A 24,713-nucleotide genomic window follows, 5' to 3' on the forward strand; every position below is an offset into this window, starting at 1 on the left:
ACGAACATGAAAAAAATAGTATACTTCGCACTATCTCTTGCCTTACTCTCTTCTTGCAGTAAGGTAAGTGGATTCGATACTCCTGATGTACAACAACTCGAAAAACAACAACAGGAAAAAGCCAATGCCTTCAATGGTACACGTATCACCTATGCCCAGCTTAGGGCTAAGGTAACCCCTTCCTTTACTCAATATACAGACAACGATGCCTTCGAGGGCTATGTGATCTCCAGTGATGAGGCGGGAAACTTCTACAAAAAAGTATATGTGCAAGCCCCTGACAAGTCTGGAACTATCGCTGTGGCTATTGATAAAAAAGGACTCTATGGCGAATACCCTGTAGGAACCAAAGTACAAGTAAGGCTCAAGGGGACTACTGTATGGTATAGCGGCCGCTATTCTACTCTTGAGGTAGGGTATGGACACGGAAAAACCGCAGGGGGCAACACCAAAATAAGCAACCTCCCCTCGGCTATGTACCAAGAGGTATTGGTCTCTACTGGAGAGAAGATAGGTCTTGACCAGCTAGCTACTACCTTTGACAACTTGAGTTTTGACAAACAAGCACAAAACAACAAGCTCTTGATAATCAATGGAGTATCTTTCGAAAACACTGCGATAGGAAAGACTTTCCACGTCTCCACCAACCAGTACAATACTACCTACAACCTCACCGATGGAGCAGGAGGTACACTTCCTTTCCTTACCAGTAGCTTTGCTGCTTATATCAAGGATATAGTTCCTTCAGGAAGATTGCGTATCACGGGAGTACTAACCCGATATGGAAGTAGCCCTCAGTTCTATATCAATTCTGTCAATGATATTCAAAAAATAAACTAAAAACCCTCATACCATGAAAAAGTTATTCATTTTAGGAATCGCCCTTTCACTATTTATCTCCTGTGCTAAGGAAGACAATGCGGGGATTCCTCCAGTAAACCAAGGACAAACACCTCAGCAGAAAGACCTCTCTATCCTTGAGGCTTCCACTGCTAAAGCCTCTGATTATGTAAATGGAAAGAAAGTAAAAATCCACGGAAATATCGTGCGAGATGGAAATCGTTCCTATTTCAAATTCTCCGATAATACTATGGTGCTTATATATGCAGCAACTTCTGTATATGATGCCCTTCCACAGGAGAAAAAGACAAAACTCTCTACCGCAGGACAAGAAATCACTGTGACAGGGACTCTTAAAGATTTTACCCCTAAAAACAGTACCAGTGCTGTAAAGCAAATCGTATACGAAAGCGAAAGCGATTTGGTATTTGGACAAGCAGGCAGTACTACTCCAGGAGAAATTACTACCTTGGAAGCGGCTACAGCTACTGCAAGTGACTATGTTGTAGGAAAAAAAGTAAAACTACATGGTACAGTTGCAGAAGTACAAGGAAACAAATCTTTCTTTAAATTCTCTGATGGTACTTTGGTACAGATCTTTACTCCTAAGTTCAAAGAACTTTCGCAAGAGACAAATAACAAACTCAAAACAGTAGGTCAAGAAATCACCGTAACAGGTACTTTCACCGATTTTACTAAAAATGGAGTTACTGTTAAAGAGATTGTTTACGAAAGCGAAAGCGATTTGGTATTTGGAACTGTTTCTAATAATCCTCAGCCTCAGCAACCTACAGATGTCTTAGAAGCGGCTACGGCCACTGCAAATGATTATGTGGCTGGGAAAGATGTAAAGATTCACGGAACCATCGTTAGAGATGGAAATCATTCTTATTTCAAATTCTCTGATAATACTATGGTTCAAATCTATGTAGTGAAATCTGTATTTGACCTCCTCTCTCAAGAAGATAAAACCAAATTCGCTACTACTGGACAAGAAGTCACTGTAACAGGGAAATTCAAGGATTTCAAACCTAAAAACAGCACCAATGTGGTTAAGGAAATAGAGTGTACCTCTAAAGATAACTTAGTATTTGGAGCTGCTTCTAATAATCCGCAACCACAACCTCAGCCGCAGCCACAACCACAGCCACAACCTTCTCAAGGAGGAGTTTTTGACTTTGAATGGATTACAGATAATAGCACTGGCTATGGGACAGCTGTTCAAAAAACAATTGATGGAGTTTCGCTAGAAGCTATTGGACGTACCAACACAACAGAAGGAAACATAGATTATGCCATCAATGGTAAAGGATTAGTGCTTAATGGATATGACAAAGGGCATATCAAAATTACTTTCCCTAATGGAGTGAAAAACTTTTCTTTTGATTATAAAGCATTCCATACCAACACCAAAGCGCGTGAGATCGTAATCCGCGAAGGGAATACTGAAATAGACAAGGTATCTGTAGCAAAAGATGCACAAGGAACTTACACCAAGGCTCTTAATAAAACAGGACAAGTAGAAATTACCATCAAGGGAGGTGCAACAAGCAAACAATTTGTCATAGACAATATCAAATGGACAAATTAATTTTTTACTCATAACACCTTACAAAGAGGCGCCTTTTTAGGCGCCTCTTTTTTTAACTTTTTTCAAGAAAAAAATAGCTTTTTTATTTGGAAATTATTGATAAAAGTGTTAATTTTGTGGAGTGAATCCTCTCCCCTATTTTGCAGGATTTCGATTCCTATTTGTAAACAAAAAAATCATTACTATCATGAAAAGATTATTTCTACTTCTCTTTGCAGGACTCTTTGTATGGGGTGCCTGTGTAAGAGAGGATCAGACGGAAATTCCTCCCGTAGATCCCAAAGAAAAACCTACCCCGAACCCCACACCTACGCCTCCCGTTCTCTTTACTTTGGAAGCAGCTACAGCCAAGGCTTCGGATTATGTAGTAGGGAAAAAGCTCATCGTACACGGATTTATTACCGTGAAAAACAAACGTGCTTACTTCAAGTTCTCCGATGGTACTTTAGTACAAATCTTCACCCCTAAGTTCAAGGAACTTTCTGAGGAAACTTCTAAGAAATTGCAAAAAGAAGGACAAGAAGTGAGTGTCACTGGTACTTTTACGGACTATACCCTACCAAAGGGTGATGTAGTGAAGGAGATTGTGTACCAGAATGAGACTGACTTAGTCTTTGGTGAGGGCACTCCTACCCCTGAAGAAATTCCTTCATTGGAAGCCTCACAGATCTCCATGACCGACTTCACCGCTTACTTTGACAAAAAAGTAAAACTACATGGCTCTATTGCCGAAATAGAGGGAAACAGATCCTTTATCAAACTCTCTGATGGCACTTTAGTACAAGTCTTTACACATAAGTTTAAAGAACTTTCCGAGGAAACCTCTAAAAAACTCAAAGAGATAGGACAAGAAGTGACTGTAATAGGAAAATTCTCTGACTATACCGACAAGAAGACACAGAAAAAATACCATCAGATTGTCTATGAAGAAGAAAAAGATTTGACCTTTGGAGCAGCTCCTACACCACAGCCTGATCCTCAGCCGCAACCCAATCCTCAACCTCAACCCGATCCTAAGCCTCAGCCCAATCCACAACCGGATCCTAAACCACAACCCAAACCATCTCCTGATCCTAATGAGATTGTGAATCTTGAGGCAAGCAATGCTACTATCGCTGACTACCAAGAAGGGAAAAAGGCTAAGATACATGGGAAGATCACCATCAAAGGAAATTTCTCTTACTTTATCTTCAAGGATGGTACAGAGATACAAATCTATGGAAAAAATTATAAGAATCTTTCTAATGAAATAAAAGATAAACTCAAGATTACAGATCAAGAGCTTACTGTAACGGGTGTTTTCAAAAACCATACTACTAAGGATGGAAAGTCTATTAGGGAAATCGTGTATGAGACAGAAGCGGATCTAATCTTTGGTAAAACACCTGAGACCAAGCCAAATCCACAACCAAATCCACAACCTCAACCAGATCCTAAGCCTCAGCCCAATCCACAACCAGATCCTAAACCATCTCCTGATCCTAATGAGATTGTGAATCTTGAGGCAAGCAATGCTACTATTGCTGACTATCAAGAGGGAAAAAAGGCTAAGATACATGGTAAGGTTACCATCAAAGGAAATTTCTCTTACTTTATCTTCAAGGATGGTACAGAGATACAAATCTATGGAAAGAATTATGCAAACCTTCCTGAAGAAGTGAAGAAAAAACTCAAGATTGCAGATCAAGAGCTTACTGTAACGGGTATTTTCAAAAACCATACTACTAAGGATGGAAAGTCTATTAGGGAAATTGTATATGAAACAGAAGCTGACTTAATCTTTGGTAAAACACCTGAGACCAAGCCAAATCCACAACCAAATCCACAACCTCAACCAGATCCTAAGCCTCAGCCCAAACCACAACCGGATCCCAAACCACAACCCAAACCATCTCCTGATCCTAATGAGATTGTGAATCTTGAGGCAAGCAATGCTACTATTGCTGACTATCAAGAAGGAAAGAAGGCTAAGATACATGGTAAGATTGCACCAGAAGGAAATTTCTCTTACTTTATCTTCAAGGACGGTACAAAGATTCAAATCTATGGAAAAAACTATAAGACTCTTCCTGAAGAAGTGAAGAAAAAACTCAAGATTGCAGATCAAGAGCTTACTGTAACGGGTGTTTTCAAAAATCATAGAACTAATAGTGGTCAGGTCATTAAGGAAATTGTATATGAAACAGAAGCTGACTTAATCTTTGGTAAAACACCTGAGACCAAGCCAAATCCACAACCAAATCCACAACCTCAACCAGATCCTAAGCCTCAGCCCAAACCACAACCGGATCCTAAACCAAATCCTGATCCTAAACCAAATCCACAACCACAGCCCTCTTCTGGTGTATTTGATTTTGAATGGATTGAGAAAGCTAATAATGGTTATGCCAACCATGTCACAAAGACTCTCAATGGAGTAACATTGGACGCAACAGCACGTACTGATACGAAAGAACAAAATCAAGACTATGCTATCCAAGGAAAAGGTTTGGTGCTCGATGGAAGAAGAGGACTCATAACCATCACTTTCCCTGAGGGAGTCAAGACTATCTCTTTCGATTATAAGGCATTTCTTGCAGGTAATAAAAAGCGTGAAATTCTTGTATCTGGAGGGGGAATAGAAGATACTATATCTGTAGGAACAGACAAACAAACCTATACTAAGACCCTTAATAAAACAGGCAACGTAGAAATTACTATCAAAGGAAATAGTGGTAGCAAGCAGTTTGTCATTGACAATATCAAATGGACTCGCTAAGAATTTCTCTTATTCATGTAGATTTATTGTCAATTAATTCGTATCTTTGTCTCATCGTAAAAAAGTTTATTGGAAATTTTCCAATATGTTACATAAATATTTACTTGTTATGAAAGAAAAAATAGAAAAAATGAGAAGTGGCAAGGGATTTATTGCTGCTCTTGACCAAAGTGGGGGTAGTACTCCTAAAGCGCTAAAACTCTATGGAATAGAAGAAAGTGCTTACAAGAATGATGCTGAAATGTTCGACCTTATCCATCAGATGCGTACCCGCATTATCAAGAGTCCAGCTTTCAATGAAAATAAAATTCTTGGAGCTATTCTCTTCGAACAAACCATGGATAATAAGATTGATGGCAAGTATACAGCCGAATATCTATGGGAAGAAAAACATATTCTCCCTTTTCTAAAAGTAGATAAAGGACTACTTGACTTGGATGCTGATGGAGTACAACTGATGAAACCCATTTCCAATCTCGCTGACCTTCTCAAAAGAGCTAATGAACACCATGTGTTCGGCACTAAGATGCGTTCGGTAGTCAAGAAAGCCTCTAAAGCGGGTATTGCTAGAATCGTAGACCAACAATTCGAAATAGCTGCACAAATCATCGCCGCTGGTCTCGTTCCTATCATAGAGCCAGAAGTGGATATCAATATTCCTGACAAGGCAGAAGCAGAAGCTATTCTTCGTGAGGAGATTCTCAAACACTTGGATAAGCTCCCTGCCACCTCGGATGTGATGCTTAAGCTTACCCTTCCTACCGTAGCTGACTTCTATAAGCCTTTGGTAGAACACCCAAGAGTAGTACGTGTAGTAGCGCTTTCAGGTGGTTATTCCCGAGAAAAAGCAAACGAAATCCTCGCCAAAAACCATGGCGTAATCGCTAGCTTCTCTCGTGCACTCTCTGAAGGTCTCTCTGCTGGACAGTCTGATGCTGAGTTCAACAAGACTTTAGCCGAATCCATAGAGGGTATCTATGAAGCTTCTATAAAATAACCATTATAGTCTTAATAAAAAACCGAACTTAAAACAGTTCGGTTTTTTATTTTGCTGTAAAAGCTCTCTAAAAAATCATAATAACAATACGAACTATAAGCTGGCGGTAGCGTATAGCTGATTATTTATTATTAATAATTGCACCTACTCCAAAGGCAGCAAAGGCTGGAAGTAACCATTCTATATGGTATTGTGCTAAGGGAAGACTATCTTGTATCCCTTTTAGAGTCTGACTCTCCATAAGATTTCCTATGACAAATATAGCTGAAAAGACAGCCGTAAAACTTACTCCTATGATATAGGGTGTTTTCTTCTGTACACGTTTGCCAAATAATAGTATAAAGAGTGTTAGAGCAATAGTAATAGGATACACGAAATCCAAGATATAGCCTGCATAGAGAATAATCTGATCTACACTTTGGATAGAGAGCACAAAGGAAACCAGTGTACACCCCCACACTCCCCAGCGGTAAGGAATACGTCCATGACTGAGGGTCTCAAAGATTCCTCCCATAGCCGAAACAATAGCTACTGCTGTAGTAAGACAAGCAAAAGCTACTGCCACAGAAATCACTATAGCTCCATTATTTCCCAAGCCCTTATGAGCAATATGCTTGAGAATATCTATATACTTAACCTCTTCTGTTGTCACTACATCGGAGGTAGCTCCTAAATATAACAAACCTCCATAGATAAAAACCAAGCATCCAGCAGCGATCATCCCTGAGAGGATGGTAATCTCACGCTTCTGCCGCTCTGAACTATACCCCTTTTGTATGATAGCTGAAATAATCAGCCCAGAGAAGATAACCCCTGAGAGCACATCCAAGGTAAGATATCCTTTGGAGAAACCAAAAGTAAATGCCTCCTTGAAATTCAACCCATTATCTGTAAGCCCCTTAGGAGCATTAATAGTCCCTTCCACAATGAGTACTATCAGTGAGAGAAAGAGTATAGGGGTGAGCCAACGGCCTATGATATCTACTAATTTCGAACGAGATAAGGCTAAAAATAAGGTAATTGTAAAAAAGATAACTCCAAAGGTGACTTTTCCCACCATCGGGAAGAAAGACTCTATAGCGACCTCATAAGTAGTAGATCCTGAGCGCGGGACACATACCAGAGGCCCAAAAACCACAATAATAAGCACCACTAAACTATTGACAAAGGGCGCTGGAAATCGTTTGCCCAAATCGGTAAAAGAAGTACCTATGGAACTAACCATTAGTACCGCTAAAAAGGGAATAAGAATCCCTGAAAGAAAAAAACCCACAAAGGCAGCTCCACTGGCCGCTCCCATCTTCAGCCCTATATAGGGTGGGATAACTAAATTTCCTGCTCCAAAGAACATTGCAAAAAGGGCAAACCCTGTAGTGGTAAGTGTCAAAAATTTCTTTTTATTCATATAAGTAATACATATGGCGCAAAGATATAAAAAAATAACGAATGGATAACATTGTAACAAAATTTTTTGTATATTTGCTGCTTGATTATCTATCTCTATCCTTTATGAGATACAGTATCTTCCTTTCTTTCCTTATGTTCATAGGCTGCCTCTCATCCCCAAAACAGCAGAAGGAATCTTTCTCTGAGAAGGTTTCAGATACACTTGTTGAGGCTAAGGAGCAGCGCTATTTTTCTAAGAATGTAGAAAATGAGCTCCTCTTGGAGAAGGCTATGGTAGATGCACTCCAGAAAATAGCGGATTCTTTTCATGGGGAGGATTGGGAATATACCTATGATTTTGATAAGGGAGAGGGTGATACACCTCATATCAGGGTTGATATTAAGGTACAAAAATACTTTGAAGAAACTTATTATGCAGTTATCTATGCGTCTGATTATGTCAATACTTTGGTAAGGTTATATAGAATTGATCACGATGCTATACAGGAGAAACTCTCTGAGTATTTTCCTTGGATGACAGTTCCCTCTGATACTATTTTTGATGCCAATGGAGATGAGGTCAAAGATTTTGCACTGAGATTCTATCCTTCTTCGGGATGTTGCAGAAGAGATATTTATTACCTCTACCTCTCCCCAGAGAAAAAAGAGGGACAACTTTCCTATATAGAACTCATAAACCCAACTTTTTATCCTAAGGAGCATCTTATTCGTGGGATAGGTTATGGCTGGCCTGGTCATGTGGAGCTGTACAAATATCGTTGGCGTGGAGAGGAGTTGGATACCTTGGAGTATATCCTACCCGATGTGGCCACTAAGGGTAAAACATTCCTAAAGAGTAGGAATCTTTATGGCTTTACCAAGGAAAAAGAAATACGCCTGACTAAGCTCCCCGAAGAGTACCAAACAGTTATAGGATTGGACTATTTTTTAGATTATACAGCGGAAGACTTTAATAGTGACTAATGACAAATGACTATTGACACATCATTAATATTTGACAATTAATAATTTACAATTATGAGAAAATTACTTTTCACTCTTGCTATAATGGCTTCTGTAGGAAGTTATGCACAGAAATTTGCTTCAGATCATGAGATTACCGAACAGGTTTTCGGCACTGAGAAGCTATATAAGTTCAGAAAAAGTGGAGACCCCTTGGATGGTCACTATAAGGTGGCTCAGGGAGAAGGGGCTTACTATGAAGTAACCTTCGAGAATGGCCGTATGAATGGCACTTACAAAAGCTATGATGCTCAGGGAAACCTAAGAGCTGAAAAGAACTTCAAAAAGGGCATTCTTGATGGTAAATCAGTCTCCTACAATGATGAAGGTAAGGAGAAAGACCTCCGCACCTATAAAGATGGAAAGTTAGAGGGAATCAGCAAGGAATATAGTAGTAATGGAAAGCTACGCACTGAGCTTAGCTACAAAGGGGGAAAACCCAATGGAGAGTGGAAATACTATGACAATGAGGGAAAAGTACGCAAAATCGAAAGCTATAAAGAGGGTAAGCTACATGGCAAACAGTGGCAAAAAATGACCAGTAATCGTGGAGAATATACTGCTACTGAGTACTATGACAATGACAAACCTACCGGAAAATGGCAAGAAATATGGGAAAATGGGCTTGTACTCTCTGAAAAAGAATATAAGGACAAAGGTACTTATACTGAAAGAGAGTTCTTCCGCAATGGAAAGATGGAAAGTGAAGTATCCTATAAGGATTTTAAGCTACATGGCCTTAGAAAAAAATATAACGATGCGGGAATCCTTGTCCGTCAGGATACTTATGACGAAGACAAGCTAACCAATAGAAAATATTTCTTTGGTAACAATGGAAAACTCAGGGAAGAACTCAATTATAAAAATGATGGCAAGGAGGGTAAGTACATAGAAAACAATGAAAATGGTACTATAAAAGAAGAAGGAAATTATAAAAACAACTTCAAAGAGGGAGTTTGGAAAGAATATACCGACAAGGGAGTACTCCATGAGCAAAGTACCTATGTGGCTGGCAACCTACAAGGTGCCTACAAAGAGTTTTATGCCAGTGGAAAAGTACGTCAAGAAGGCAACTACAAGGACGACCAAAAAGATGGTACTTGGAAGTACTACGATGCCTCTGGGAAGCTCTCTGCAGAAGTGATCTATGAAAAAGGCAATCGTATCAAAACAGTAGACTACGAATAGTGAAATAACCAGTGACAAGTAACTAACGTTACTTGTCACTTCTCTTTCAGGCCTACAACTGCTTAAAAGTATGAGCAGTAATAATAGTATAGAGGTTATACAAACTTTTCACTATTCACTTATATTTATAGCCCTTAGCTATTGCTTTTTTGATAGTATTGGAAGGGTAGTAAGTAGTAGGCGTATAGCCATTGTCAAGGATCTCATATCGCTTGACAAGGCTATTTTTTATATCAAAAAGGTGGATATAGTATTCGCCAAGTGTAGCCTCTGAATAGCCGACAATAGCAAAGATATCGTTATCCTTCCAAAACACATCATGAGATACCTCAAGGGAACCTAAAAAGAGGATCATGGTATGGTGTCGTAGCCTTCGGTCAGTAAGGTTGATGTTCTGACTGTCGTCCATGTTAAAAGAAAGTTTGCCATCGGAGATCTCACACCCTTTGTACTCATTGACATAGCGCATCTTATCAGGAGAATAGAGGTTACAGAGATCATCACCCACATCATCTGCTGCCTCAAAAGGGTGGTAATAGAGACTCTCCTTATCTTCTCCTGCATTGATAGGGGCATGCTCTTCTGTACGAGTAAGGCGTGCCTCATGAAGGTCAAGGTGATAGAAGTCCAACCATTGTTTGATAAAGGGCTGTAAAAGAGCTATATCCTGCTCATCAATTAAGGGGTTCTCATAAAAATCTTGCAAGTACTTTGCCTCTTTCTTCTTCTCCAAATCCTCTGAGTCCCTCTCCTTCCAAAACTCACGATCCCCCAGCCTGCTAAAAAGAGTAGGCTCCTCATTGACAGGCACCTTCCTTTTAGGGCTACAACTACTTAAAAGTACAAGTAGTAATAATATGGAACTATACAAGTTTTTCACTATTCACTGCTTTCTGTTCACTGCTCACTGCTTTCTGTTCCCCGTTCACTGCTTTCTGTTTACTGCTCACTGGCTCCCCGTATAGGTCAAAATCAGTAGCCTCTGTAATTAGGATGTCGGCAAAGTCGCCTATTTTTACATAGTGCTTGGCAGCATCTATAAGGACTTCGTTATCGACATCGGGGGAGTCGTACTCAGTACGACCTACAAAATATTGTCCCTCTTTGCGGTCAATCAGGCAGCGGAAGGTCTTCCCTACCTTGGCTTGGTTCAGCTCCCAGGAGATTTGGGATTGTATCTCCATAATCTCAGCGGCACGGCGTTGCTTCACTTCTTCAGGAATATTGTCCTCCAGCTCATAAGCTGCGGTGTTCTCCTCATGACTATAGGTGAAGCAGCCCAAACGCTCAAAACGCATTTGTCTGACAAACTCTTTGAGCTCCTCGAAATCTTCCTCTGTCTCGTTAGGATAACCCACAATAAGAGTGGTACGAATGGCTATCTCTGGCATGGCCTTGCGGAAGTCCTCCAAAAGTTGTGTGGTCTTAGCCTTAGTTGTCCCTCGCTTCATACTCTTGAGGATAGGATCGGCAATATGCTGAAGGGGAATATCTAAGTATTTGCATATCTTAGGTTCCTCTTTCATCACCGTAAGCACATCCTTAGGAAAACCTGTTGGGAAAGCATAATGAATACGGATCCACTCTATTCCTTCTACCTTGGCCAAGGCACGGAGTAGATCGGCCAACTTGCGTTCGCCGTATAAGTCTAAGCCATAGTAAGTTACATCCTGAGCAATGAGAATCAGTTCCTTTACTCCCTTCTTAGCCAATTTTTCAGCCTCTATCACCAAGTTTTCGATAGAGGTACTCTTATGGCTACCACGCATGATCGGAATAGCACAGAAGCTACAAGGGCGATCGCAACCTTCGGATACCTTTAAGTAAGCGTAATTCTTGGGGGTGGTCGTGAGGCGTTCGCCTATAAGTTCATGCTTATAGTCGGCTCCCAATACTTTGAGCAAAGCAGGGAGTTCAGTAGTACCGAAGTACTGATCCACATCAGGGATTTCTTTCTGCAAATCAGGCTTATAGCGCTCCGAAAGACAGCCCATAACGAAGACCTTGTCTACCAATCCCTCCTCTTTCTTTTGGATGTATTCCAAAATGGTGTTGATACTTTCTTCCTTGGCATTATTGATAAAGCCACAGGTATTAATAACCACAATGTTCCCCTTGTCCTCATGTACTACCTCCTTGCCACTGGCCTTGAGTTGTCCCATAAGCACCTCACTATCATATACATTCTTAGAACAGCCTAAGGTTACTACATTGATTTTATTCTGTTTGATGGATTTTGTCCGCATGATGTTGTTGCTTGTTTGAGGGTGCAAAATTACGTTTTTTAAAAGAATAAAAGAAATTTTTAACCCATTGTGTGTCTTCATTTGAAAAAGATCTATATAAGCCTACCAAAATAACTAGATATTGAAACATAAGCAAAAAACAGTAACACTAAAGAGAACTAAGTATCTAATATGGAGATTTTTAATTTTAACTCTCTTTTTTCTATAGAGAAGAGAGGCTTGTTTCATTTATTTATTGTATCTTTGTCAAAAATTCCAATATAGAGGACTTAAACAGTAAAAGGATCGATAATTTAGCCAATTACTATTAGAAGGAACAGTAAGGATTCTTAATCAAACTTTTTATTGGTATAAGAAATCCGTTAAGATTTAAAATAGTGAGAGGATGAATAATTTGGACATTCATTATTATGAAGGGGTATTATTAAAGTAAAAAACATGTGAGTCAGGTAATGAAATAGCATATGATAATCTAGAAAAACTATACTAAAATGAGAAATATCCTATTAACAATCCTATTATTAGGTTCTGTATATACTTACAGCCAAGACCTAGATAAACCAATCAAAGATACAACTCTTCATAAGGCTAAAGCTCCTAACTTTGCACAAAATGTCGAAGAGGAACATATTGTTAAAAAGAAATTACAAAATTCAAGGAAAGAAAGTATTACTAAAAAGAAAAAAGAACTACAAGATGTAGAAATAGGATGTATTAATGAAAAGGAAAAGGAACTACAAAAAGCGGATAATACTTTTGAAGGAGGAGAATTTGAAAAAGCTTTTTCTCTATATATTAAGTATAAGCAAGAATTAAATGGAGAACAATACAATAACTTAGGGTGGATGTATTATTTTGGAAAAGGAGTAACTATTGATTACAAAGAAGCTTCTTATTACTACCAAAAGGCCGCTGAAGCAGGAAATAGTGATGGAATGTTTAATTTAGGTATTTGTTATTATTCAGGGAAAGGTACTCCTTATGATGCTAAAAAAGGCATGTATTGGCTAAAAGAGGCTGCTTCAGAGGGAAGTAGTAAATCTATGTATCAGTTAGGTTTAACCTATTATTCTGAGGGATTTGAAAAAGAAACGTTCTATTGGTTAAAGAAAGCTATTGAATCAGGCTATACTGAAAGAGAGGTCTATTATTTATTAGCAAGATGTTATTATTATGGGAAGGGTACTTCTCAAGATTATGAACAAGCTTTCTTTTATTTTAGAAAAGATATTGAAAATAGAAATGACTATACTAGTATGAATTATGTAGGATCTATGTATGAAGAAGGGAAAGGAGTAACTAAAGATTATAGTCAAGCTTTTTATTGGTATAAGAAATCTGCTGATGGTGAAGATAGTGGAGGGATGAATTATTTAGGAGAGTTATACAGAGATGGAAAAGGTGTTGCTAAAAATTCAAAGCAAGCGTTTCTTCTTTTCGCTAAAGCTCATAAGAAAGGAAATAAAAAAGCAACATATAATCTAGTAAGTTATTATTATATGGGAGATGTTGTAACTAAAGATTTAGAATTGGCAAGTTATTTATGTCGTGAAGCTTGTGCAAGTGGAATCGAAAGAGCCTGTGCTGATATAATTCGACTAAAATTATAAAGTGGAGTATGTGAGATAATTTATTCTTTAAAAAATAACTTATTACACTAATTTAAAGAATAATGAAAAATAGAGAGTTACCCTATAATTCTTTAATTTAATATTAACTATTTAGATTTTACCTATTTTTATAACAAGAACACAATATATTAGTAGTTTAGTAATTCCATTACTTAATAAATATAGTGATTATATGTTTTTTTAGCTTTAAAAGCATAAAATGTTCACAGAAAGGACAAACCTTAAAATCTAATGCACTTTAAAGTTTGCTTACCGATTTATTTAAAAATGAAAACAAATGAAATCGACTTCTTTTTATTCAACATATAAACCCCTTCCTAGCAACACCAAAGACTTTGACCTATCCTTGGTCGAAGATTCTAAGTTTCCTGAAGCGGTATATGTGGGAGAGTTCAAGACTATAGCAGGAGAGACCGTGCCTGCTCTGCTTCCTCTTAAGGAAGTTAATGGTTTGTGTTTTCTTTCCCATCCTGAGAATGCGCAGCAGATACACAACTGTATGCAGACAATAGCTTTGCGAATACTTTTATCACTTCCTCCTGGACTTTGCAAGTTTACCCTATATGACGGAACAAATCTTGGTGCCAATCTAATAGCACTTTCGAGCCTAAGTCCAAAAATCAAAGGAGAAAATATTCTGACAGACCCTGAAGAACTACGACGTGCTTTGACCTCTATCAAAACCGATATTCCTAATATTATCCAAAAAGTACTAGGACATCGCTATCTTGGAAAAAGTCTTATAGAATACAACGCTGATGCCAATGAGTTAGCCAAGCCCTACCATATACTGATGATTGCCGATTTTCCTAACGCCCTCTCAAAAGAACATTGTGAAGCTATTGAACGAATTGTAAGAACAGGTAAGCAAGCCGGAATTTTCGTTATTATGAATCTGGACTCTTCCTATAAGCCCAGCCGCTCTTACGACTATGCACCCCAAGCACTGTTAGATATAATGACAACGATCTATCAGTCCCCCAATACAAACGATTGGTATATCCGAAACATTCCTTATGAAGAATATTTCAATAGTAAGTTTTATTTTCAATTAACTGAGAATTTCCCTAGTGATACTATTGATGAAATTTTAGATTTCATCAACAACAGACTCACTCAATATAAGAAGGTTGAAGTGGATATACTTAGCAGACTTAATCAGAGTAATTTATGGAGTAGAGATGCCAGTGCAGGGGTTGAGATTCCTATCGGAAAGGTAAACTCTGTTGACTTGCAGAATTTTGTACTTTCCCTAAGCGATGGCATCAGTGATACACCTCATCATTGCCTTATAGGAGGAGCCACAGGCTCTGGTAAGACCGTATTACTGCATAACATTATCTGTAATGGGGCTTGGTTTTATTCTCCCGAAGATCTTCAATTCATATTGCTTGATTACAAGGAGGGAACTGAATTTAAGATCTATGAGAACTTACCTCATGTCAGGGTTTTATCCATGAGAAGTGAACGAGAATATGGGGTGAGTGTACTTGAGTATCTTTACAAAGAAATAGAACAACGAGGAGATTTGTTCAAGGAGTACAATGTATCCAATCTATCCAAATACAATACTGCATCCAAGCATAAACTCCCTCGTATCCTGGTCGTTATTGATGAGTTTCAAAAATTACTAGATGGCAATAGCAGCACCGCTAATTTTGTCTCTGCTGCCTTAGACGATATTGGACGTCGAGGGCGCTCTTTTGGCATTAATTTAATACTCTCTACACAGTCACTTAGTGGGGTTAATATCCATCAAGCTATGAGCCATCTTGGCCTTAGAATCTGTCTGAAGTTGAATAGCGAACGTGACTGCGATCAGTTATTGGGTTCTGGTAACCATGTACCCTTTACCACCATCACGAAGCCTGGTGAAGGCATCTATAACGCACGAGGCGGCCTCTCTGAGGGGAACCTACGTTTCCAAAGTGCTTATGCCAGCGATTCTAAAATACAGTATCTGATCAATAGTATCAAAAAGGAGGTCGAGGCTCACTATGGTACAGCTCAACCTTTCAAACGCTTTATTTACGATGGAGAGCAAACCGCCTCTATTAAAAATAATCCTATGCTCATCGAAGGTGATTTACCCGTCAATGATAAGGAGTGTGAGATCTTCATAGGAGAACCTACTGCCCTTGTCACATCTCATACTAGCTATAAGCTAAGCCGACAAAACGGATCTAATGTATTGATCGTTGGGGGTGATGAGACTGCCTCTTTGTCTATTTTAAGCCACTCCATAGAACAGGCCATCAAACAGAGTGATGAAAAGGCGGCTTTCTACCTCTGTGACAAGACAAACGTGGATAGTGCCAACTATGGTGTCTTACAAAGACTGACTCAATATCCCGCTGTCAACTATTGCGAAGACGACTCTGCTATTGAACAGGTTATCACCTCCCTATATGAAATATTAGAGAAACGAAAGAAGAAAGAAGAGCAACGAGATCGTATCATCCTTGTATTGGCCGATTTATTTAATGTTCGATCTATGCGCAAGTCCGGCTATAACACCCCTACAGCTACACAATCATTGCAGACCATCCTGCGCGATGGTCCTGCTTTTGGCATCCATACTTTGGCCTCTTTCAAGAGCTATTCGAACTTCTCTCAGCTACTTGATACGATCAATACACTTCAAGATTTTGATATTCGTATTGAGCTAAGAGGGGGGGAAGGGCATAAAATATTCGTTTCCAACACTTTTGACACACAAAAAAACAGCCCTACCAAACAAAATATTGGTGTAATACAGACAAGTGCCAATACACAACTATTACAGAAATTCAAGGTCTATTCATTATAAAAAGCTACAAAACCTATGTCAACATACAGCGATTATATAGAATATCTCAAGCATGTGGATAACATAGCTAAAGAAGAAATCGACAAACAGATTAGTGCCCTTAATGAGAATATCAACACTCTTAAATCATCTTTGGCGGGGCTTCAAAAAGAAAAAGATGTACAAACAACCGAGCTTGCGCAACTTCAGAAGAAATTGGCAAGCAAGAACGATATGCTCAACATGAAGGCGGTTGAAATCGATCAACACCTTCGCAAACAAACCGAACTGAACAATACTATTGATTCTCTCAAAGAACAAAAGGAAAAGATCAACACCACCTTAGAGCAAGAAAAAATAAAGCTTCAACAAAAAATTACAGAAATAGAAGAAAAAGACCTACAACTGCTAAAGCAAAAAAAAGAACTCGATAGCAAGTTTATAAGGCTACAAGCAGAATATAATGAGCTCTTAGCCAAACAAGTCTCTGCAGATAGTTCCACTACTATACTCAAAAGAGACTTAGAAGCCTTACAAGAAAAATTAAATCTAGAGACTGAAAACACCCAACAACTAAAAACAGAGATTAACAATCTTAACAGACAAAAAGAAATCCTCAACCAAAAGATAACACAACATAATAATGATAGTGCTGCCTTACAAAAAGAACTGAAAAGACAACTCGAAGAAGCCAATAATAAAACCAAAAGGCTCAGAGAGGAACTCAATAAAAAAACAGACAATGAACAGCTGTTACAAGAGGAAATAGACAATCTTAGTGAGCAAAATAAAACACTCTACCAAAAAATAGGACAGAACTTAGATGATAGTTCTAAGCTGGAGAAACAACTCGATGAGGCATATAACAAGATAAAAAAACTCTGTAAAGAAAAAGAAAATCTCAACAAAAAAATAGGCGAAGAAGAACAGCTCCGAGTGGAGAACAACAATCTTAATGAGCTAAACAAAGCACTCCAAGAGAGAATAAAGAAAATCGAAAAGGAATCTAGCGACACTAATTCTAAAATAAAAGAAGCCTCCACAAAAAACACTCAATTAAAAAAAGAATGTAGAGAGTTGGAGAGCTCCATCTATTCGCTCCAATTGGATCTTGAAAAACAAAAGAAGTCTAAAAAAAACAATTTCTTTATTGGTCTACTATTGGGCTTTGCTGCCCTATCTCTCTTATGGTTTATATCGCCTAATCTTATAGGGACACCTTTAGACTTATCATCTGTAAGCCCACCAGACTTACCATCTGCCAACCAAGAGCAAGTAGATATTTATGGCTATACAGAAGACAAAGCGTTACCCGAAGATAAAGCAAAATATACAGGACAGACAAAAGAGGGGGTACCTCATGGTATTGGCACCAAGGAGTTTTCCGAAGGAGGTTCTGACAAATTTGTAGGGGCCTTTAAAGAAGGAGAATTCTATTATGGAGTACGTACCTTAGAAAATGGGAAAATATACATAGGACCTTATGTCAATAACCAAGCCAATGGTGTAGGGAGCTATCAATTTGGGGATGGAAGCCGTTACATTGGAGAGTTTAAGGACGATGCCATGAATGGCTATGGTATATACATTGATGAAAAAGGAAATAAGACAATGGGGGAATTTAAGAATAATAATCTTGTAAAACCGAATAGTTATGGAAATTAGATGCTTATATATCCTAATAGGATTTATTATCACTTTAAATAGTACTGCCCAAGACATCTCAAAACCTGGTGGGATAAAGCTAAGTCAGAAAGAACCTGATAAAAGCAAAGAAAAGACAAGCAGTAAAGCGGATACTCACATTCAAAAAACTTATAACACTAATTCCAGCTTATACCAACAAGAACTAACGGCTGAAGATATGTTTAAAAAGGGAGAAGAATACGAAGATACCTCTGATTATGCTAAAGCTGTAAAATGGTATCAGAAAGCAGCCGAAAAAGGACATATAGAAGCTCAATCGGCATTAATCGAAATCTATTACGAAGGTGCAAAGGGAGTACCAAAAGATATTGCAGAAGCCATAAAATGGTGTCGAAGATTAGCAGAACAAGGACATATAGAGGCACAGTTCAGCTTAGGTCAGCTGTATGAGGAAGGAAAAGATGTTTCAAAAGATTATGCAGAAGCTGTAAAATGGTATCGAAAAGCAGCTGAACAAGGGAATCCAATGGCTCAATCCAGTTTAGCAGAGATGTATAAAAATGGAATAGGAGTTTCAAAAGACTATACAGAAGCAGTAAAATGGTACCGAAAAGCTGCAGAACAAGGATATGCAAAAGCTCAGAATCATTTAGGAGATTTGTATTATTTAGGTTATGGAATTGTTTCAGTAAACTATACAGAAGCAGTAAAATGGTATCGAAAAGCTGCCGAACAAGGGCAAGAACAAGGACAATTCAATTTAGGAAAAATGTATATAGAAGGGAAAGGGGTTAAAAAAGATTTTCTGGAGGGTATAAAATGGTATAAAAAGGCTGCAGAACAAGGAAATGTGAATACGCTAATCCATATAGGTATGATGTATTATGAGGGCCTAGATGGCGCAAAGAGAGATTATACAGAAGCTATAAAATGGTATCAAAAAGCAGCTGAACAAGGTTATGCACGTGCTCAATACAAAGTAGGAGATATGTATGAGAAAGGAGAAGGTGTTTCAAAAGATGTTGCAGAAGCTATAAAATGGTATCGGAAAGCAGCAAAGCAAGGACACGAGATCGCAAAAGATAATCTAAGACGATTAAACGAAACTTGGTAGTTTTATGAGTATTTTCAATTCCAATGATTACAAACGAGGTTACGAAGATGGCTATACCGCTGGCTTTGGGGGTAAAGATAAGGACTTTACGAGCTCGGGTATGTCTATGAAATTCGCCATATATGGAGGAAAAGCAATTGACTCGTATAACCAAGGATATAATGAGGGGTATAAAAAAGGGATAGAGGATCGCCTCTCCAAGCCCAAACCACAAACAGTGAATATAGAAACAGACAATACAGCTAAGTCTCCTGTCATAAATACAAAAAATACAAAACACTCAAAAAATAGTTATTCAAATCATTATTCAACAGTAAATACAAATTCAGAAATTATGGCAAGTATCCAACAGTATCAAGTACAACTCATGAAGTTGGAAGAAATGGTCTCTTTCTTAAATATGTTTAAAGAGCAAATGGAACAAAATCTAAACGGCTATAAGGCGCGTGTACAACAGATGTATGAAACAGGGATGCCAGAGGAGGTGATGAGACGCTTTGAGAGCGACCACATCCCCGAAACGGCTAACCTGATTACACAAATCAAAATGCTTATGGATGACAGAATCATTCCTTACACCAATACTCAGATAGAAATCATCAGGATGGCTTTGGAACGTAGTTAATAAAGAATAAAAGAAATTTTTGTTTGTCAGAAAAAAAATTCCTACTTTTGCGTGTTTGTACATAAAAAATAATTTATATGAAAGTAGCCGTAGTAGGAGCCACCGGATTGGTAGGCAATGTGATGCTGGAAGTCTTGGCTGAGCGCAATTTTCCAGTAACGGAGCTCATTCCCGTAGCTTCAGAAAAATCAGTAGGAAAGACCATATCCTTCAAGGGGAAGGAATATAAAGTAGTGGGTATGAACCAAGCCATCTCTCTTAAGCCTGATGTTGCTTTATTTTCTGCTGGAGGGGATACCTCCAAGGAATGGGCTCCTAAGTTTGCTCAGGTGGGAACTGTCGTAGTGGACAATTCCTCCGCTTGGCGTATGGATCCTACCAAGAAATTGGTCATCCCTGAGATCAATGCTGAAGTACTCACCGCTGAGGACAAGATTATAGCCAACCCGAACTGCTCTACCATTCAGATGCTGGTAGCCTTGGCGCCTTTGCGCAAGTATGGTATCAAGCGTATTGTGGTTTCCACCTATCAGTCTATCACTGGAACAGGGGTGAAGGCCGTGACTCAGCTGGAAAACGAGTACAAAGGAATACAAGGGCCTATGGCTTACCACTACCCTATCCACCGCAATGCCATCCCTCACTGTGATGTGTTTGAAGAAAATGGATATACCAAGGAGGAAATGAAATTGGTCAGAGAAACTAAGAAAATTTTTGGGGACGATTCTATCCAAGTAACAGCCACTGCTGTCCGTATCCCTGTGGTAGGAGGACATAGTGAAGCGGTCAATGTAGAGTTCGAACAAGAATATGATCTTGCTGAAGTACGTAAGCTCCTTAGCCATGCTCCAGGGGTAATCCTACAGGACAATACCGATACCAATACTTACCCTATGCCTATCTATGCTCATGGTAAGGATGAGGTATTCGTAGGGCGTGTGCGTCGTGATGAATCCCAACCTAAGACCCTCAACCTATGGGTGGTAGCAGATAACCTCCGCAAAGGAGCGGCTACCAATACCATCCAGATTGCCGAGGCTCTTATTAAAAAAGGAATCCTCAAGTAATACTTCCCTAATCTTAAATAATGAGCAATATTCTGTAAGGGCGAATAGCTATTCGCCCTTACTTTTCGCCTTTATTTTGTTCTTGTTTTTCATCCTCTATGATTCAATCTATGAAACATATCTTTCTTTTACTCCCCCTTTTTTTCTACATCAATACCGCAAGGGCACAGGAGATAGTGGTGGGCACTTTGTCCGATACCATCCCTGTAGATGAAAATTGGATTCCTAAGGAAATAGAAGGTGCTCATTACCAAATAGAGCCTGATCTGTATTTCACCTATCAGAAGCCAAAATTTTGGGATTTGATCAATAAGGCACCCCGCAATGCCCTTAATACCCTCAAGGACTTCGTCTCCAAACCCTATTATCCGTATGGTATCGCTGCTTTGGGCGCTACGGCTGCCCTGATTCCCGCCGATCCTTGGCTGATTCGAGAGAGTCGTAGCTTAGGGGAGAGCATGGGACTGAATGAAGCACATACCTATAAGAAATTAGGATTCCTCAAGATTGTCCCTGCTGATGTGAACTCGGCACTGTACTTTATAGGCAATGGTACTACCTTTATCCTCATCAGTGGAGGGCTGGCTACCTATGGCCTGATCACCGATGATTATAGGGCGAAAAGTACCGCTATGCAACTGATTGAAAGTATCCTCATCACAGGAGTATTCGTACAACCTCTCAAGCGCCTTACCGGAAGGGAAAGTCCCTTTATCACTGCAGAAAATGGAAATTGGCACAGTTCTTGGACATTTGCTCCAAGCTTCGCTGCTTACCAGAAGCATACCTCTAACTATGATGCCATGCCTTCTGGACACCTGACCACAGCTATGGCTGCGGTTACGGTACTGGCTGAGAACTATAAGGATTATAAGTGGATCAAGCCTGTGAGCTATACCGCTTTGGCTCTGATGTCCTTCGAGATGATGCAGAGCAAAGTACACTGGGCATCGGATTACCCTATAGCCCTCTTTATGGGCTACCTCATCGGGAAAAATATTGCCAAATCGCGTATTGAAACCTCTGACTATCGGGTCAAGACTGCCCAGAAATACCATTGGAACCTCTCCAGCTCCACCGCTTGGGATGGCACACCTCTATATGGAGTAGCCTTGAGTTTTTAGTTTTCAGTTTTGAGTTTTGAGTTGGCTGTAGGGAGCGAATGACCATTCACCCTCTTTGACTATTTCTAAAACCCTTTCATTCTATAATCCTAAAACCCTTATATTATGAATTTATACCAGATTTTACAAGAAAAACAGTGGGTAGACCTCTCCCATCAGATTGACGAACATTCGCCTAAGTTTCCCGCCTTACCCGCACTGGAACAAAAAGACCTCTTCACTCTCAAGGATGGCTTCCATGTACAACAATTCTCTGTGGTAGGCCAGTATGGCACTCATATTGATGCCCCTATCCACTTTGTAGAAGGAGGGCGCTGGCTCGATGATATACCCTTAAAAGACCTACTCTTGCCGCTCTATGTAATAGACAAGTCCCAAGAGGTCTCCCAAAACAACGATTATATCCTCACTCGCGAGGATATTTTGGCTTTCGAAGCACAATATGGACAAATAGTTCCAGGAGCTTTTGTGGCTTTCCGTAGCGATTGGCACAAGCGCTGGCCTTCGTATGAGCAGATGCGTAACTTGGACGACAAAGGGGTACAACATACCCCTGGCTGGAGTCGCGAAGCTTTGGAGTTTCTCATTCATGAGCGCAAGGTCAAGGCTGTAGGCCATGAGACCTTGGATACCGATGCAGGAGTGCTTGCCGCCGCAAAAGGATTAGTAGAAGAATATTATCTTCTCTCTCAGGATATCTACCAGATAGAAGTAATGGCCAATCTTGACCAATGCCCTGCAACAGACGCTATCATCTCCATTGCCTACCCTCACTGGAGAGGAGCGACAGGATCTCCTGTACGTGCTGTAGCGATCTTTTAGATAACAGGAAACAAGTAATAGGGAAAATCCGCGAGAGTTCACTGATCTCCGGCTGCTGTTAATAAGTTAATTTTTTTAATAAATTATATAATCGTAATTTTGCACTCTGTAGATTATATACAAATTTTGTAACCAATGAAGAAGTATTTGTTACCATTGTTAGCGCTGTCTTTCTCCGCTATACATTGTACAAAAGAGAATGAGAAAATCGTTGTACAAGAGAAAGTAACACAAGGCAGTATGATCCTCTCAGGTGAGGGCGTACCCAGCGCCGAAAAAGGACAAACAGGTGATTATTACCTGGACTTGAGTTCTTCAGCTCTCTATGGCCCTAAAACGAAGGACGGTTGGGGTAATAGCGTATTGAATCTCAAGGGATTAAAAGGAGATAAGGGAGACAAGGGAGATAATGGTACCAATGGACAAAACGGACAGCTTGGCCAAAATGGACAGCCTGGACTTACTCCTCATATTGGCGAGAATGGCAACTGGTGGGTTGGGAATACCGACTTGGGTGTAAAAGCACAAGGGAACCCTGGAACTAATGGACAAGATGGACAACCCGGCCGCGATGGACAACCCGGACAGCCCGGTCGCGATGGACAAAATGGACAACCTGGTCGTGATGGACAAAATGGAGAAACCCCTCGTATTGGTGACAATGGAAACTGGTGGATAGGTAACGAAGATACTGGAAAACCTGCACGTGGAGCTCAAGGACCTCAGGGAAACCCTGGAACTAACGGACAAAATGGACAACCTGGTCGTGATGGACAAAATGGAGAAACCCCTCGTATTGGTGACAATGGAAACTGGTGGATAGGTAACGAAGATACTGGAAAACCTGCACGTGGAGCTCAAGGACCTCAGGGAAACCCTGGAACTAACGGACAAAACGGACAGCCTGGTCGTGATGGACAGAATGGGCATACCCCTCATATTGGTAAGAATGGCAACTGGTGGGTAGGTGATCAGGATACAGGAAAACCCGCTCGTGGAGCTCAGGGGCCTCAAGGGTCTCAAGGAAACCCCGGACAACAAGGAGCTCAAGGAAACCCTGGCCGTGATGGGAAACCTGGTGCTGATGGCTCTAAGATCTTAGCCGGTAATGGGACTCCACAAGCCTCAGATGGTAATATAGGAGACTACTTTATAGACAAAACAGCCAAGATATTCTATGGCCCTAAAACAGCCTCTGGATGGCCTACTACAGGGATTTCCTTGACAGGAAACCCCGTGGTTACAGAAGACTATCAGCTAAGCCCCGACGGGAAAACCTTAGTAAAATGGCTCAATAAAAAAGCGCGTTATATAGATATGAACACAGATCCTAAGCTTAGTGAGGTAGAAAAAATAGCTGATAATGCTTTTGATGAAATGGGTGCTGATAATGAACTTTCTACCATCATTGTAGGGGACAAAGTAACTGAATTAGGAAAGTTTACTTTCTCCAAATGTAGAAACCTAAGAAGAATAGAACTTCCTGATGGGCTTACTACCATTGGAAAAGGTGCTTTTGATGCTTGTTCCAACTTGCAGTATATAAATATTCCTGAGACAGTAACTAATTTAGGAGAACAGGCTTTTACAAATTGTACAAAACTTAAAACCATCACCATTCCAAAGGGAATTAGCAGCTTTGGAAAACGTACTTTTTTCGGTTGCAGTGCCTTGCGAACCCTCATTTTAGAGAATCCTGTAGGTTTTGAGATTAATAAAGCCAATATGCAAAATGCTTTTCAAGGTGTTACTCTTAATGTTATCTATGTGCCTTATGGATCTGCTGATGATTATAAAAACAAAAATAAGAGTTCTTATAGTAATTACCAAAATATCATAAAATCTATTGTTATTCAATAGTTTTTT

At 39.6% G+C, this 24,713-nt stretch carries 18 protein-coding genes; 15 read left to right on the forward strand and 3 right to left on the reverse strand.

Annotation, left to right across the window (positions count from 1 at the left end; translation table 11 throughout):
• Window positions 1-6: 6 nt before the first annotated feature.
• From CAPGI0001_RS01345 to CAPGI0001_RS01360, 4 genes are all read left to right on the forward strand, one after another.
• Window positions 7-840: a DUF5689 domain-containing protein gene (locus CAPGI0001_RS01345; RefSeq protein WP_002665749.1), complete on the forward strand. Its 834-nt coding sequence runs from the start codon at window positions 7-9 to the stop codon at window positions 838-840.
• 13 nt (window positions 841-853) lie between these two features.
• Window positions 854-2,431: a hypothetical protein gene (locus CAPGI0001_RS01350; RefSeq protein WP_002665888.1), complete on the forward strand. Its 1,578-nt coding sequence runs from the start codon at window positions 854-856 to the stop codon at window positions 2,429-2,431.
• 187 nt (window positions 2,432-2,618) lie between these two features.
• A complete protein-coding gene (locus tag CAPGI0001_RS13185; protein ID WP_050769221.1) occupies window positions 2,619-5,189 on the forward strand; it encodes a hypothetical protein in 2,571 nt (856 codons plus the stop codon).
• Window positions 5,190-5,298: 109 nt separating this feature from the next.
• The gene (locus CAPGI0001_RS01360; protein WP_002665862.1) at window positions 5,299-6,186 is read left to right on the forward strand and encodes a fructose bisphosphate aldolase; all 888 of its coding nucleotides are present in this window, start codon (window positions 5,299-5,301) and stop codon (window positions 6,184-6,186) included.
• Window positions 6,187-6,307: 121 nt separating this feature from the next.
• On the opposite strand, the gene brnQ is transcribed toward CAPGI0001_RS01360, so the two are convergent.
• Window positions 6,308-7,591 carry a branched-chain amino acid transport system II carrier protein gene (brnQ, locus tag CAPGI0001_RS01365; RefSeq protein ID WP_040359249.1) on the reverse strand — a complete coding sequence of 428 codons (1,284 nt, stop codon included), beginning with the start codon at window positions 7,589-7,591 and terminating at the stop codon, window positions 6,308-6,310.
• A gap of 104 nt (window positions 7,592-7,695) precedes the next feature.
• Here brnQ and CAPGI0001_RS01370 point away from each other — a divergent pair, with 104 nt between their 5' ends.
• Entirely contained in the window at window positions 7,696-8,556 is an 861-nt protein-coding gene (locus CAPGI0001_RS01370; RefSeq protein ID WP_155813415.1) for a hypothetical protein, read from the forward strand.
• A 54-nt stretch (window positions 8,557-8,610) separates the two neighbouring features.
• Window positions 8,611-9,783: a toxin-antitoxin system YwqK family antitoxin gene (locus tag CAPGI0001_RS01375; protein ID WP_002665660.1), complete on the forward strand. Its 1,173-nt coding sequence runs from the start codon at window positions 8,611-8,613 to the stop codon at window positions 9,781-9,783.
• Window positions 9,784-9,898: 115 nt separating this feature from the next.
• Here the strand turns inward: CAPGI0001_RS01375 and CAPGI0001_RS01380 are convergent, their stop codons facing one another.
• On the reverse strand, window positions 9,899-10,663 hold the full coding sequence (locus tag CAPGI0001_RS01380) for a hypothetical protein (RefSeq protein WP_040359250.1): 765 nt from the start codon (window positions 10,661-10,663) through the stop codon (window positions 9,899-9,901).
• The gene (rimO, locus tag CAPGI0001_RS01385) at window positions 10,647-12,029 is read right to left on the reverse strand and encodes a 30S ribosomal protein S12 methylthiotransferase RimO (RefSeq protein WP_248601281.1); all 1,383 of its coding nucleotides are present in this window, start codon (window positions 12,027-12,029) and stop codon (window positions 10,647-10,649) included. The genes CAPGI0001_RS01380 and rimO overlap by 17 nt, the downstream gene beginning before the upstream one ends.
• Window positions 12,030-12,520: 491 nt before the next feature.
• On the opposite strand from rimO, the gene CAPGI0001_RS01390 reads away from it, so the two are divergent.
• From CAPGI0001_RS01390 to CAPGI0001_RS01430, 9 genes are all read left to right on the forward strand, one after another.
• Complete coding sequence (locus CAPGI0001_RS01390; RefSeq protein ID WP_002665833.1) at window positions 12,521-13,639, forward strand: tetratricopeptide repeat protein; 1,119 nt, start codon at window positions 12,521-12,523, stop codon at window positions 13,637-13,639.
• Window positions 13,640-13,937: 298 nt separating this feature from the next.
• The gene (locus tag CAPGI0001_RS01395; protein ID WP_002665655.1) at window positions 13,938-16,469 is read left to right on the forward strand and encodes an FtsK/SpoIIIE domain-containing protein; all 2,532 of its coding nucleotides are present in this window, start codon (window positions 13,938-13,940) and stop codon (window positions 16,467-16,469) included.
• A 15-nt stretch (window positions 16,470-16,484) separates the two neighbouring features.
• Window positions 16,485-18,113: a putative viral A-type inclusion protein gene (locus CAPGI0001_RS12565; RefSeq protein ID WP_002665807.1), complete on the forward strand. Its 1,629-nt coding sequence runs from the start codon at window positions 16,485-16,487 to the stop codon at window positions 18,111-18,113.
• A complete protein-coding gene (locus CAPGI0001_RS01405; protein ID WP_002665825.1) occupies window positions 18,103-19,209 on the forward strand; it encodes a tetratricopeptide repeat protein in 1,107 nt (368 codons plus the stop codon). The genes CAPGI0001_RS12565 and CAPGI0001_RS01405 overlap by 11 nt, the downstream gene beginning before the upstream one ends.
• Before the next feature lie 4 nt (window positions 19,210-19,213).
• The gene (locus CAPGI0001_RS01410; protein WP_002665698.1) at window positions 19,214-19,834 is read left to right on the forward strand and encodes a hypothetical protein; all 621 of its coding nucleotides are present in this window, start codon (window positions 19,214-19,216) and stop codon (window positions 19,832-19,834) included.
• A gap of 77 nt (window positions 19,835-19,911) precedes the next feature.
• On the forward strand, window positions 19,912-20,901 hold the full coding sequence (locus CAPGI0001_RS01415) for an aspartate-semialdehyde dehydrogenase (RefSeq protein ID WP_002665776.1): 990 nt from the start codon (window positions 19,912-19,914) through the stop codon (window positions 20,899-20,901).
• 110 nt (window positions 20,902-21,011) lie between these two features.
• Window positions 21,012-22,025 carry a phosphatase PAP2 family protein gene (locus CAPGI0001_RS01420; RefSeq protein WP_040359252.1) on the forward strand — a complete coding sequence of 338 codons (1,014 nt, stop codon included), beginning with the start codon at window positions 21,012-21,014 and terminating at the stop codon, window positions 22,023-22,025.
• Window positions 22,026-22,130: 105 nt separating this feature from the next.
• Entirely contained in the window at window positions 22,131-22,847 is a 717-nt protein-coding gene (locus CAPGI0001_RS01425) for a cyclase family protein (protein ID WP_002665676.1), read from the forward strand.
• Between the two features lie 135 nt (window positions 22,848-22,982).
• Window positions 22,983-24,707: a collagen-like protein gene (locus tag CAPGI0001_RS01430; protein WP_002665682.1), complete on the forward strand. Its 1,725-nt coding sequence runs from the start codon at window positions 22,983-22,985 to the stop codon at window positions 24,705-24,707.
• Window positions 24,708-24,713: the final 6 nt, after the last annotated feature.

Origin of the sequence: Capnocytophaga gingivalis ATCC 33624 (genome assembly GCF_000174755.1) — a bacterium.
Classification (GTDB): Bacteria; Bacteroidota; Bacteroidia; order Flavobacteriales; family Flavobacteriaceae; genus Capnocytophaga; species Capnocytophaga gingivalis.

Coding starts and splice junctions, on each gene's coding strand:
- CAPGI0001_RS01345 (WP_002665749.1), top strand. CDS start 7: ATGAAAAAAATAGTATACTTCGCACTATCTCTTGCCTTACTCTCTTCT.
- CAPGI0001_RS01350 (WP_002665888.1), top strand. CDS start 854: ATGAAAAAGTTATTCATTTTAGGAATCGCCCTTTCACTATTTATCTCC.
- CAPGI0001_RS13185 (WP_050769221.1), top strand. CDS start 2,619: ATGAAAAGATTATTTCTACTTCTCTTTGCAGGACTCTTTGTATGGGGT.
- CAPGI0001_RS01360 (WP_002665862.1), top strand. CDS start 5,299: ATGAAAGAAAAAATAGAAAAAATGAGAAGTGGCAAGGGATTTATTGCT.
- brnQ (WP_040359249.1), bottom strand. CDS start 7,591: ATGAATAAAAAGAAATTTTTGACACTTACCACTACAGGGTTTGCCCTT.
- CAPGI0001_RS01370 (WP_155813415.1), top strand. CDS start 7,696: ATGAGATACAGTATCTTCCTTTCTTTCCTTATGTTCATAGGCTGCCTC.
- CAPGI0001_RS01375 (WP_002665660.1), top strand. CDS start 8,611: ATGAGAAAATTACTTTTCACTCTTGCTATAATGGCTTCTGTAGGAAGT.
- rimO (WP_248601281.1), bottom strand. CDS start 12,029: ATGCGGACAAAATCCATCAAACAGAATAAAATCAATGTAGTAACCTTA.
- CAPGI0001_RS01390 (WP_002665833.1), top strand. CDS start 12,521: ATGAGAAATATCCTATTAACAATCCTATTATTAGGTTCTGTATATACT.
- CAPGI0001_RS01395 (WP_002665655.1), top strand. CDS start 13,938: ATGAAATCGACTTCTTTTTATTCAACATATAAACCCCTTCCTAGCAAC.
- CAPGI0001_RS12565 (WP_002665807.1), top strand. CDS start 16,485: ATGTCAACATACAGCGATTATATAGAATATCTCAAGCATGTGGATAAC.
- CAPGI0001_RS01405 (WP_002665825.1), top strand. CDS start 18,103: ATGGAAATTAGATGCTTATATATCCTAATAGGATTTATTATCACTTTA.
- CAPGI0001_RS01410 (WP_002665698.1), top strand. CDS start 19,214: ATGAGTATTTTCAATTCCAATGATTACAAACGAGGTTACGAAGATGGC.
- CAPGI0001_RS01415 (WP_002665776.1), top strand. CDS start 19,912: ATGAAAGTAGCCGTAGTAGGAGCCACCGGATTGGTAGGCAATGTGATG.
- CAPGI0001_RS01420 (WP_040359252.1), top strand. CDS start 21,012: ATGAAACATATCTTTCTTTTACTCCCCCTTTTTTTCTACATCAATACC.
- CAPGI0001_RS01425 (WP_002665676.1), top strand. CDS start 22,131: ATGAATTTATACCAGATTTTACAAGAAAAACAGTGGGTAGACCTCTCC.
- CAPGI0001_RS01430 (WP_002665682.1), top strand. CDS start 22,983: ATGAAGAAGTATTTGTTACCATTGTTAGCGCTGTCTTTCTCCGCTATA.